General features: G+C 64.7%; 14 protein-coding genes. 5 read left to right on the top strand and 9 right to left on the bottom strand.

The genetic code is table 11. The features are described from left to right. Positions 1-5 precede the first annotated feature (5 nt). Positions 6-506 carry a CcdC protein domain-containing protein gene (locus tag LO787_RS16730; protein ID WP_232492128.1) on the top strand — a complete coding sequence of 167 codons (501 nt, stop codon included), beginning with the start codon at positions 6-8 and terminating at the stop codon, positions 504-506. Between the two features lie 10 nt (positions 507-516). Here the strand turns inward: LO787_RS16730 and LO787_RS16735 are convergent, their stop codons facing one another. The 3 genes from LO787_RS16735 to LO787_RS16745 form a co-directional block, all read right to left on the bottom strand. Continuing rightward, positions 517-648: an entericidin A/B family lipoprotein gene (locus LO787_RS16735; RefSeq protein ID WP_232492129.1), complete on the bottom strand. Its 132-nt coding sequence runs from the start codon at positions 646-648 to the stop codon at positions 517-519. 122 nt (positions 649-770) lie between these two features. After that, complete coding sequence (locus LO787_RS16740; protein ID WP_232492130.1) at positions 771-902, bottom strand: entericidin A/B family lipoprotein; 132 nt, start codon at positions 900-902, stop codon at positions 771-773. 72 nt (positions 903-974) lie between these two features. Beyond that, positions 975-1,880 (bottom strand): DMT family transporter, encoded by a 906-nt coding sequence (locus LO787_RS16745; protein WP_232496351.1) that lies wholly within the window; start codon positions 1,878-1,880, stop codon positions 975-977. An 83-nt stretch (positions 1,881-1,963) separates the two neighbouring features. On the opposite strand from LO787_RS16745, the gene LO787_RS16750 reads away from it, so the two are divergent. Together LO787_RS16750 and LO787_RS16755 are read left to right on the top strand one after the other, a co-directional pair. Next, positions 1,964-2,170, top strand: coding sequence for a hypothetical protein (locus LO787_RS16750; protein ID WP_232492131.1), 207 nt, complete (start codon positions 1,964-1,966; stop codon positions 2,168-2,170). A 283-nt stretch (positions 2,171-2,453) separates the two neighbouring features. Next, positions 2,454-3,068: a YceI family protein gene (locus tag LO787_RS16755; RefSeq protein WP_232492132.1), complete on the top strand. Its 615-nt coding sequence runs from the start codon at positions 2,454-2,456 to the stop codon at positions 3,066-3,068. A gap of 37 nt (positions 3,069-3,105) precedes the next feature. Here the strand turns inward: LO787_RS16755 and LO787_RS16760 are convergent, their stop codons facing one another. Both LO787_RS16760 and LO787_RS16765 read right to left on the bottom strand, forming a co-directional pair. Then, on the bottom strand, positions 3,106-3,435 hold the full coding sequence (locus tag LO787_RS16760) for a DMT family transporter (RefSeq protein WP_232492133.1): 330 nt from the start codon (positions 3,433-3,435) through the stop codon (positions 3,106-3,108). Positions 3,436-4,017: 582 nt separating this feature from the next. Further along, a complete protein-coding gene (locus LO787_RS16765; RefSeq protein ID WP_232492134.1) occupies positions 4,018-5,544 on the bottom strand; it encodes a TadA family conjugal transfer-associated ATPase in 1,527 nt (508 codons plus the stop codon). A 112-nt stretch (positions 5,545-5,656) separates the two neighbouring features. Between LO787_RS16765 and LO787_RS16770 the strand changes: the two genes are divergently transcribed. Further along, positions 5,657-5,935, top strand: coding sequence for an HNH endonuclease (locus tag LO787_RS16770; protein WP_232492135.1), 279 nt, complete (start codon positions 5,657-5,659; stop codon positions 5,933-5,935). Between the two features lie 68 nt (positions 5,936-6,003). Here the strand turns inward: LO787_RS16770 and ilvC are convergent, their stop codons facing one another. The 4 genes from ilvC to miaA form a co-directional block, all read right to left on the bottom strand. Further along, positions 6,004-7,023, bottom strand: coding sequence for a ketol-acid reductoisomerase (ilvC, locus tag LO787_RS16775; protein ID WP_232492136.1), 1,020 nt, complete (start codon positions 7,021-7,023; stop codon positions 6,004-6,006). A gap of 83 nt (positions 7,024-7,106) precedes the next feature. Beyond that, positions 7,107-7,625: an acetolactate synthase small subunit gene (gene ilvN / locus LO787_RS16780; protein ID WP_232492137.1), complete on the bottom strand. Its 519-nt coding sequence runs from the start codon at positions 7,623-7,625 to the stop codon at positions 7,107-7,109. 15 nt (positions 7,626-7,640) lie between these two features. Further along, positions 7,641-9,383 (bottom strand): biosynthetic-type acetolactate synthase large subunit, encoded by a 1,743-nt coding sequence (ilvB, locus tag LO787_RS16785; protein ID WP_232492138.1) that lies wholly within the window; start codon positions 9,381-9,383, stop codon positions 7,641-7,643. 169 nt (positions 9,384-9,552) lie between these two features. Next, positions 9,553-10,533 (bottom strand): tRNA (adenosine(37)-N6)-dimethylallyltransferase MiaA, encoded by a 981-nt coding sequence (gene miaA / locus LO787_RS16790; RefSeq protein WP_232492139.1) that lies wholly within the window; start codon positions 10,531-10,533, stop codon positions 9,553-9,555. On the opposite strand from miaA, the gene serB reads away from it, so the two are divergent. Then, positions 10,526-11,407 (top strand): phosphoserine phosphatase SerB, encoded by an 882-nt coding sequence (gene serB, locus LO787_RS16795; protein ID WP_232492140.1) that lies wholly within the window; start codon positions 10,526-10,528, stop codon positions 11,405-11,407. The genes miaA and serB overlap by 8 nt on opposite strands. Positions 11,408-11,422 lie beyond the last annotated feature (15 nt).

An 11,422-nucleotide genomic window follows, 5' to 3' on the forward strand; every position in this document is an offset into this window, starting at 1 on the left:
GGTCCATGGCGACGTATCTGCCGCTGGCGATTTTCGTCGGCATCATGGCGCTGCGCATGATGCGGATGAAGAAGGCCCGGCCGCTTCGCCTTCCCCTGTTGTGGATCATGCCGCTGTTCGTGACGGCGGCGGTCGCGCTGGCGTTCTACGGCATGCCCCCGAGCGGCCTCGGTTGGCTCTGCGCGGCGGCGGGTGTCGTCGTCGGCGGGGCCATCGGCGCGCAGCGGGCGCGGCTGATGCACCTGCATATCGAGGGTGAGGGCAGCAAGGCGCGCGTGATGATGCGCCAGTCGCCGCTGGCGATCCTGCTGATCGTCGCGGTCTTCATCGCCCGCCGCTTCGTCCTGCCGTCCGGCGGGATGCAGGGCTCAGGTCATCCGGCGGGCAATGCGCTGCTGGTGATGGACGCCACGCTGGGCTTCGCGCTCGGCATGGTCGTGGCGCTGCGCCTTGTCCTTTGGCTGCGCGCGCGGACCATGGTGGCCAATCACGTCTTCGACGCCTGAGGCGTCGCGATCAATTTATAGCGTTGGATCCCGCCTGGCCGACTGACTCGATGTCGCGGCCGAGGCCCTTCACGGTGTTGCAGGCCGTGGCGGTGAAAAGCACGCCGCTCAGGATCATGGCGGCGAGAATCTTCCTGGTCATCGAATGCTTGGTCCTTGGTTCGTCCTGTCGGACTAGCCCAAGTTTCGATGCCGGGAAAGATGGCAGGCAGGCCCCGGTCGGTGGCGTTGGGGCCTGCCCGTCAATCCGTCAGTCGAACGCGATCAGTTGATCGCATCCTGTCCGGCCTGGCCGACCGACTCGACGTCGCGACCCGCACCCTTGACGGTGTTGCAGGCTGCAGCGGAGAAAACGATGCCGCCGGCGACCAGGGCGAGAACGAGTTTCTTGACCATCTTCGTGTTCCTTTTTTCGGTGCGGCGGGGTGGTCCTCATGCCGCGCACGGGTCTGAACACGCAAGGTCAGGTCAGGTTCCAGCCTCTTCCGTAGCGCCTTCGTCGATGGCCGAGGTCGGCGAGACGCGGCGGGCGAGGAAATGCTCGCGCGAGGTGATGATGAGGCCCGCCGCAACGATGATCGGCGCGCCCAGCCACATCGCGGCGGAAGGAACGTGGCCCCAGATCGTCCAGCCGTAGAGCGTCGCCCAGATCAATGCGGTGTAGTCCATCACCACGACGGTTGCCACCTGCCCGAAGCGCAGGGCCGAGGTGATGAGGAACTGCGCTAGCGTTCCGGCGAGGCCGATGCCGAGAAGCAGGAGCCACTCGTATGTCCCGTGCGAGGTGGCGTAGAACGGCAGGACCACGGCGGTCATCAGTGCGCCGTAGAACGCAAACCAGAACACGCACGATATCGGCGCTTCGGTGCGGGAGAGGTCGCGGATCTGGAAGCTGACGATGGCGACGATCAGCCCCGCGCCGAGGCCCGCCGCGAGGCCGAGCGGCGGGACGGGGGCGCTGCCGGGTTGCGCGATGACCAGCACGCCGATGAAGCCCAGCACCACTGCGGTCAAGCGCCACGGCCCGACCTTCTCGCGCAGGACGAGCGCGGTGATGAGCACGGCGAACAGCGGCGTCGTGAAGCCCAGCGTCGTGCCCACCGGCAGCGGCAGCAGGGTGGCCGCGCCGATGTTGCAGCACAGGCCGAGCGTCCCCGTCGTCGCACGCATTGCATGACTGCCCATGCGGCGGGTGCGCAGCAGGCCGAGGTTGCCGGTCGCCGCCAGCCAGCCGAGGATGATCGGCACCGCCATCGCCTGCCGCCAGAACACCAGTTCCGGCAGCGATACGCCCGCCTCTCCCGCGACCTTCACCAGCATGAACATCGTCGAGAGCATCACCATGGCCATGAGGCGAAGGGCGATGGCGAGCATCGGGCGGTCGGCGCGGGGAGGCTTTGCGGCAGCGTTCACGAGACGGCGCTTTAACTCCGCCTCGCCCGAGGGCAAGGCATGGCATGGACGATTCTCTCCGACTGATGGTGATTTGCGGAAGTCTGGCCGCCGTACTGGCGCTGGTGGCGTGGGTGGGGGATCACCGCCGCCATCGCCGCAGGCACATCGACCGGGTCGGCTTCATGCCGTGGACGACGATCTTCTTCTTCGCGCTGATGGTGGCGGTGCTGCTGCTGGGATTGTCGGCGCGGGAGTGGCTGGCGGGGTAGGGGCGCTCTCCGCCGTTTCAGCACCATAACTTCGTCATTGCGAGCGTAGCGAAGCAATCCAGCGGGAGGGTAGGCCGCTGGATTGCTTCGCTCCGCTCGCAATGACGAGAAGGGGGGCTACGGCCGGTAGCCAGCCTTTCGATAAATTCGAACAAGCGCCGCGCGGCCCAATGTTCGAAAAACCCGAACAAGTGCATCGACATTATCCGAGTGGCCGATTTCCGCCACGAATGGAAACGGGAGGGCGAGTGAAATCCTCCTCGCAACCCATTCGGAGTCCTCGATGAATCGCATCCTCATGTCGGCCTTCGCTGCCGCTTCCGTCCTTGTCGCCGCGCCGATCGTCGCCCAGCAGGCGGACACCAATGCCGCTGCGGTCCAGGCCGGGAACTACGCGCTCGACAGTTCGCACACGCTGGTGCGCTTCACCGTCGACCACTTCGGCATCAGCGAGTTCTTCGGCACGCTGCCGGGCGCCAAGGGCACGCTTTCGCTCGATCCGAAGAACCTCGGCGCGGCGAAGTTGGACGTCTCGGTGCCGGTGGCGAGCGTCTCGACGACGAACAAGGTGCTCGACGAGGAATTGGTCAGCGCCGAGTGGTTCGACGCGGCGCAGTATCCGGAAATGCGCTTCGTCTCGACCAAGGTGGTGAAGACCGGCGCGCGAACCGCCGACATTTCCGGCAACCTGACGTTCCATGGTGTGACCAAGCCGGTGACGCTGAAGGCGACCTTCAAGGCTGCCAACGTCAACCCGATGAACAAGGCCTACACGCTGGGCTTCAACGCCGTTGGCACGATCAGGCGCACCGAGTTCGGCGTCAGCAAGTACGCGCCGCTGGTCAGCGACGAGACGCAGATCGCGATCACCGCCGCGTTCGAGAAGCAGGCGAACTGATCCGGGTGCGGGACGGTGCCTCGCGTCGTCCTGCCCGTTAGTGGCCGGTGGTCTTCGAGAACAGGTTCATCACCAGAACCCCGGCCATGATGAGGCCGATGCCTGCCATCGCAGGGGCGTCGAGCCGCTGCCCCTGCACGATCCACGCGATCAGCGCGATGAGAACGATGCCGACGCCAGACCAGATCGCATAGGCAATGCCGGTCGGAATATCGCGCAGCGCAAGCGACAGGCAGTAGAAGGCCACGCCATATCCCGTCGCCATGACAAGGGTCGGTACCAGTCGCGTGAACCCGGCCGACTGGCGCAGGAACGAGGTCGCGATCACTTCGGCGACGATGGCGATGCCAAGGTAGAGATAGCTCATCGGTGCAGGGTTAGAGCGCGGCTGCCCGAGCGGCAACACGGCGCTGGCAAGGCATGCTTTCCTACAGGGCGGGATTCGCGTCTAACATCGCGGATGCCAGCTCATCTGCCCCGCAACACCGGTCATGTCCGCGTGCCCGCTTTCACCCCGGTCCCGTTGCGGACGCGCAGCGACGGGTGGACGCCGGAACGGCAGGCGCGTTTTCTGGCCGGTCTGGCGCAGGGCAACTCCGTGGAGCTTGCCGCGCGCATGGTCGGGCGCTCGCGGGAGACGGCCTATCGCCTGCGCCGTCGTCCCGGAGCGGGCGGTTTCGCGGCGGCGTGGGACCGGTGCGTCGGCAGGAAAGCGAAGGTCCGGCGGAAGGTCACGCCCGAGGAGCGCGTGCAGCGTGTCCGCGTCGGGCTTCTCAAGCCGAGGATCTTCCGGCGGGAATACGTCGGTCTTGACGTAAACCTCGACAATCGCGCGCTTATTTCGCTGTGGGGCCAGTTCGCGCGGTCGCGGCGCAGGAAGCCCCGGCGCGATGCCGAGGGCCCTGCGGTTCGGTCGGCTGCTGCTTCAACTGAAAAGCGTGCTGCCCCCTCAGAGGCACGCTTCCAGATAGGCCTGATCGAAGCCGAACTGACGCGCCTTTTCCAGAGTATAGGGACGCAGGCCGGAGGGGCGGAACTCGCCGAGGATCTTGCCGTCGTCGGTCTCGTCGAGATACTCGAACTTGAACAGCTCCTGCGTGACGATGACGTCGCCTTCCATGCCGATCACTTCGGTGATGTTGGTTGTGCGGCGCGAACCGTCGCGCAGGCGCTTCACCTGCACGATGAGATCGACCGACTCGGCGATCTGGCGGCTGATGGCTTCCTTGGGGATCTTGATGTCGCCCATCAGGATCATGTTCTCCATACGGCCGAGGCACTCGCGCGGGCTGTTGGCGTGGAGCGTACACATGGAGCCGTCGTGACCGGTGTTCATGGCGGCGAGCAGGTCGAAGCACTCGGCGCCACGGATTTCGCCCAGGATGATGCGGTCCGGGCGCATACGCAGGGCGTTTTTGACGAGGTCACCGATGGTGATCGCGCCCTGGCCTTCGAGGTTCGGTGGGCGGGTTTCGAGCGGCAGCCAGTGCGGCTGCTGGAGGCGGAGTTCGGCCGCGTCCTCGATGGTCAGCACGCGCTCGCCGGGGTCGATCATCTTCGACAGGGCGTTGAGCATGGTCGTCTTGCCCGAGCCGGTGCCGCCCGAGATGACGATGTTCATGCGGCAGGCACCGGCGATCTTGAGCGCGGTGGCCATCTTGTCGCTCATCGAACCGAAGTCCTTGAGCATGTCGATGGTGATCGGCTTCTCGGAGAACTTACGGATCGAGATGGCGGTGCCGCGCAGTGACAGCGGGGGCACGATCACGTTGACGCGGCTGCCGTCCTTGAGGCGGGCGTCGGCCAGCGGCGTGGTCTGGTCGACGCGGCGGCCGACCTGGTTGACGATGCGCTGGGCGATCTGGAACAGGTGCTGCTCGTCGCGGAACTTGGTCGGCGCGAGTTGGAGGCGGCCCTTCTTTTCGATGTAGGTCTGGTTCGGGCCGTTGACCATGATGTCGGAGATGTCGGGGTCGTTCAGCAGCTCTTCGAGCGGACCGAAGCCGAGCAGTTCGTCGATCAGCACCTTCTCCAGCGCGAACTGCTCGCGGCGGTTGAAGGTGATCTTGAGCTCGGCGAGAACCTCCATGATGATGGGGCGGAACTCTTCGGACAGCTCATCCTTGGTGAGCGTGGCGGCGGCCTCGGGATCGACGCGCTCCAGCAGGCGGGGGAGCACTTGTTCCTTGATCTTGTGGATCGAGGCTTCGAAGCCGTTCTGCTCGGACTCCGCGTGGACCGCGTTGGCGCGGTCGGCAAGGCGAGACATGGCATCGTCGCGCGAAGGGGCGAGGGACTCGCCGGGGATCGGCGGGAACTGGTCGCCGGGGACCGGCGCGCCGCCGGGAACCGGCGCGCCGCCGGGAACCGCGGGCGCCTTTTCCGCGCCGCCCTTGAGCGGCTTTGCCACGCCGAATGCCGGACGGGCGCCCTGGCCCATCCCACCAATACCGCTACGCCGACCGAATGCCGTCATGAAACCGTGAACCTCAAACGCTGCCCGATCGGGCGCGATCAGTGCTGAATGAAGGCACTGTTAAGGTTGAAACTTTGATAACTTACTAATGCCCCGGATCGGGTGGAGGCGCATGGACGACGATACGAAGACCTGCTGGCTCTGCGCCCGGCCACTGGGAAGAAAGGTGGAATGGCATCATCCGGTGCCCAGGAGCCGGGGCGGGCGCGAGACCGTGCCGCTCCATCCGATCTGCCATCGCACGATCCATGCGACTCTCGGCAACGCACAGCTGGCGCGGATGAAGCCTGAGGCGGCGGTACTGCTGCAAGTGGAGGAGATCGGGCGGTTCGTGCGCTGGGTGGCTGGAAAGCCGCCGGACTTCCACGCACCGACCCGGCGGCGGAAATAGAGGCACGACGCAAAACGGGCGGACGGTCTTTCGACCGCCCGCCCGCCGCAAGGATCTCGCTTAGAAGATCAGTTCTTGGTCTTGTCGACCAGGGCGTTGGCGCCGATCCAGGGCATCATGGCGCGCAGCTTTGCGCCGGTTTCCTCGATCGGGTGACGCAGGGCGTTCTTGCGGGCCGCCTTGAGCTCCGGCTGGCCGGCGCGGTTGTCCATGACGAAGGCCTTGACGAAGCGACCCGACTGGATGTCGTCGAGCACGCGCTTCATTTCCTTCTTGGTCTCTTCGGTGATGATGCGCGGACCGATCGTGATGTCACCGTATTCGGCGGTGTTCGAGATCGAGTAGCGCATGTTGGCGATGCCGCCCTCGTACATGAGGTCGACGATCAGCTTCAGCTCGTGGAGGCACTCGAAGTAGGCCATCTCGGGAGCGTAGCCGGCCTCGACCAGCGTCTCGAAACCGGCCTGGACGAGTGCGGTGGCGCCGCCGCACAGCACGGCCTGCTCACCGAACAGGTCGGTTTCGCATTCCTCGCGGAAGTTGGTTTCGATGATGCCCGAACGACCGCCACCGACTGCCGAAGCATAGGCGAGGGCGACGTCCTGCGCGTTGCCGGTCACGTCCTGGTGGATCGCGATGAGGCAGGGCACGCCGCCGCCGCGCTGGTACTCGGAGCGGACGGTGTGGCCCGGGCCCTTGGGCGCGATCAGGAACACGTCGATGTCGGAGCGCGGCTCGATCAGGCCGAAGTGGACGTTGAGGCCGTGAGCGAAGGCGAGCGCTGCGCCGGGCTTGAGGTTCTCATGGATGTCGGCGGCGTAGATCGCGGCCTGATGCTCGTCGGGAGCGAGGATCATGATGACGTCGGCCCAGGCGGCGGCGTCCTTGTTCGACAGCACCTTGAAGCCTGCGGCTTCGGCCTTCTTGGCGGTGGCCGAACCGTCACGCAGGGCGATCGCAACGTCCTTGACGCCCGAGTCGCGCAGGTTCTGGGCATGGGCGTGACCCTGGCTGCCGTAACCGAGGATCGCGACCTTCTTCTCGGTGATCAGGTTGATGTCGCAATCGGCGTCGTAATAGACCTTCATCGTTCTTCCTTCCGTCATCCCGGCTGACCGGGACGGTTATCGATCCAAGCGCCGTCCCGGGCGGGGCGGCGCAAATTTGAAACTCAGGCTTCCTCGGGCCCACGCGCCATCGCGACGATCCCGGTGCGTCCGACTTCCACAAGGCCGAGGTCGCGCATCAGCGCCACGAAGCTGTCGATCTTGTCCGGCGCGCCGGTCATCTCGAAGATGAAGCTCTCGGTCGTGGTATCGACCGGGCGCGCACGGAAAACCTCGGCGATGCGCAGCGCCTCGACGCGCTTGTCGCCGACGCCCGCCACCTTCACGAGCGCGAGTTCGCGTGCGACGTGAGGGCCGACCTCGGTGAGGTCCACCACCTTGTGGACCGGCACCAGCCGTTCAAGCTGCGCGTGGATCTGGTCGATCTGGCTGCGCGGCCCGTGGGTGACGATCGTGATCCGGCTTACCGCGTGATTGTCGGTGATGTCGGCCACGGTGAGGCTGTCGATGTTGTAGCCGCGCGCGGTGAAAAGCCCGGCGATCTTGGCGAGGATGCCCGCCTCGTTGTCGACCGTGACGGTCAGGACGTGCCGTTCCTCGGCTTCATGCTGGATATGCATCATTGTTCGTCTCGTTCCTCAGACCAGCGCCTTGGCTTCATCATCCATCGTGCCGGCAACGGTATCGCCGTAGAGGATCATGTCGGTATGCGCCGCGCCCGAGGGGATCATCGGGAAGCAGTTGGTTTCCTTGTGGACCAGACAGTCGACAATCACCGGGCCGGGATAGTCGATCATCGCCTGGATGCCCACGTCGAGTTCGCTCTCGTTCTCGATGCGGATGCCCTTCCAGCCGTAGGCTTCGGCCAGCTTCACAAAGTCCGGCAGGCTGTCCGAGTACGAGTTGGAATAGCGGCTCTCGTAAGTGAGCTCCTGCCACTGGCGGACCATGCCCATCCACTCGTTGTTGAGGATGAACACCTTGACCGGCAGGCGGTACTGCGTGGCGGTGCCCAGTTCCTGGATGTTCATCTGGATAGAGGCGTCGCCCGCGATGTCGATGACCAGGCTGTCCGGGTTGCCGCACTGAGCGCCGATCGCGGCGGGCAGGCCGTAGCCCATGGTGCCGAGACCGCCCGAGGTCAGCCACTTGTTGGGTGAGAAGAACGGGAAGTACTGCGCCGCCCACATCTGGTGCTGGCCGACCTCCGTCGAGATCACCGGATCCTTGGCCTTGGTCAGCTCGTAAAGACGCTCGACTGCCAACTGCGGCATGATAGCCTGCGCGTTCGAAGGGTAGGCGAGGCTCTTGCGCTCACGCCAGCCATCGACGCGCGCCTTCCATGCGGTGAGATCCTGCGGCTTGCGGCTCCCCCACTCGGCCAGCATCTGATCGAGCACGGTCGCGCAGTCGCCGATAATCGGCAGATCGACCTGAACCGTCTTGTTGATCGATGCGCGGTCGATGTCGATGTGGATCTTTTCCGAGTTCGGCGCGAAGGCGTCGAGGCGGCCGGTTACACGGTCATCGAAGCGGGCGCCGACGCAGACGATCAGATCCGCCTGGTTCATCGCCATGTTGGCTTCGAAAGTACCGTGCATACCCAGCATGCCCAGCCAGTCAGCATGGTCGGCCGGGAAGGCGCCGAGACCCATCAGCGTCGAAGTGACGGGCGCGCCGGTCTTCGCCTGCAGCTCACGCAGAAGTGCCGTCGCACGCGGGCCGGAGTTGATGACGCCGCCGCCAGTGTAGAACACCGGAGCCTTGGCATTGGCCAGCATCTCGACCGCGCGCTTGATTTCCTCCGAGGTTCCCTCGGTGCGCGGGTTGTAGCGCTGATGGCGCTGGATCGGGCCGTCGCTCCATGTGGCCAGGGCGATCTGCACATCCTTGGGGATGTCGATCAGCACCGGGCCGGGGCGGCCGGTAGTGGCGATCTGGAACGCCTCGTCGACGATCGCGGCGAGGTCGGCTGGGTCTTTCACTAGGTAATTGTGCTTGGTGCAGTGGCGCGAGATGCCGACCGTGTCGGCTTCCTGGAATGCATCCGAGCCGATCAGCGCGGTCGGAACCTGTCCGGTGATGACAACGAGCGGAATCGAATCGAGGAAGGCATCGGCGATGCCGGTGATCGCATTTGTCGCGCCGGGGCCGGAGGTGACGAGCACGACACCGGGCTTGCCGGTCGAACGTGCATACCCCTCGGCGGCATGAGCCGCACCGGCTTCGTGCCGGACGAGGATGTGGCGAAGTCGTTCGTCACCGAAGAGAGCGTCATAGATCGGAAGCACGGCGCCGCCGGGATAGCCGAATACGAATTCGACCCCCTGTCGGACCAGGCTTTCAACCAGGATGCTCGCGCCGCTGCGCTCTTCACTCACAACACATTCCTTCACAAATCCGTCTGGACAGGAGCGCCGGCAGTTCCGGCTGGCCCCTAATGAATCCGACCCGGCACGTCGGTCTGGGCGTACCGGGTCGTCTCCTCTCCTTCCTGCATAACTTCCATCAGCAGGTAGGATGGGCCTCTAAGGATGCGGATATGTCAGGTCAACCCAGAAAACGCAATAAAATATCACTCAGTGTCGTTTCGTTGTAATTTTGAAATTTAACACGAGGCCATTGTTCCGGAGGCTGATGCCTTAGCCAAGTGAACTGGCGCTTGGCGTAGTTTCGCGTAGCCTGAGCACCTCGCGAGACCGCAGATTCCAGCGACCACTCTCCATGGATCGCGCCAGCCAGTTCGGGCACGCCGATGGCGCGCATTACGGCCAGCGTAGGGTCAAGGTTTCGTGCGAGGAGCATTTCGACTTCAGCGACGGCTCCGCGTTCGATCATGCGATCGAAGCGCAGATCGCAGCGCGCATAAAGCGTTTGCCGTTCAGGCAGCAGAACGACGGGATGGAGTCGCACCGTGTCGACGATCCCCCCGCTGGTCTGCGCCTGCCAGTGCGCAAGTCCATAACCGGTGGAGCGCACGACTTCGAGCGCACGCGCCACGCGGGTGGTATCGGCGGGAGCAAGGCGCGCGGCACGTTCGGGGTCTTCGATGCTCAACGCAGCATAGGCCTCGGCTACGGGTAAGGCGCGCACGGCCTCTCGTATCTGCGGATCAATTGATGGGATCGGCGCGATGCCATCGAGCAGAGTGCGGATGTAAAGACCGGTTCCGCCGACGAGGATCGGGACAGCGCCATCGGCATGCAGTTCGGTGATCGTCGCCGATGCGACGCGGGCCCAGTCCGCAGCGGAGCAGCTTTGCGCACCATCCCATGCGCCAAACAGGCGATGCTCGATGCCGCCCATTTCCTCACTGGTCGGGCGTGCGCTCAGGATGGTGAGATCGGCGTAGACCTGCGAACTGTCGGCGTTCACGATGACCGCACGACGGCCCCGGCGTTCAAGTTCCTGCGCCAGCCTGACGGCACAATCGCTCTTGCCGCTGGCGGTCGGCCCTGCGATGAGCGCCAGCGGCGGCCGATCTCCGGCTTCGATATCGTATGGCGCATCAAGGGAATTCGCAGTGCTCATTGCCCGGCTGATAGCAGAACCGGATCATCTTTCGACCAGCCTTGAAGCGGCGAAAGCACAGATGGCCGAAGGCGGCGTGCGGATCGCGGATGCCGCGATGCTCGATTTCTGCGGGCAGACCATGCAGATCGACTCGCCTGACGATGATGCGCAGGTGCTGCGTACCGCGCTGGATCTGCATTTCGGCAAGACCGATGGGCTTGTCACCGCCGACGAACCAGTGGTGCCCAAGGTGTTCATTTCCGACATGGACTCGACCATGATCGGGCAGGAATGCATCGATGAACTGGGCGACTTCGCGGGACTCAAGGAGCGCATCGCCGAGATCACCGAACGCGCGATGCAGGGCGAACTCGATTTCGAGCAGGCCCTGCGCGAGCGGGTCGGCTTGCTTGCAGGCCTGTCGACGAGCGCTATCGACGAATGCCTCGCTACTCGCATCACACCGATGCCGGGTGCGAAGGTGTTGGTCGAGACGCTCAAGAAACTGGGGTGCCGCACGGTACTGGTGACCGGCGGTTTTCACCATTTTGCCGATCCGGTGGCAGCGATGCTCGGGTTCGAGCATGTAGTAGGCAACCGCCTGGAAGTGGCGGATGCCAAGCTGACCGGAGGCCTCGTCGGCGGGATCGTCGATTCGTCAGTAAAGAAGGCGACTTTGCTGGCCGAATTGGAAGCTGCGGGCGAGGGCGTCACCAGCTTGGCGACTGGTGATGGGGCCAACGACATTCCGATGCTGGAGGCAGCTACTTACGGCATCGCTTATCACGCCAAGCCCAAGGCGCGTGCCTCCGCGAATGGCTGGATCGACCGGGGTGATTTGACCAGCGTGCTGCGCCTGTTGGGTATCCCTGAAAAGGACTGGGTGCGCTGAAGCGCTTGCGGGTGG

Source organism: Novosphingobium kaempferiae (assembly GCF_021227995.1).
Taxonomy (GTDB): Bacteria; Pseudomonadota; Alphaproteobacteria; order Sphingomonadales; family Sphingomonadaceae; genus Novosphingobium; species Novosphingobium kaempferiae.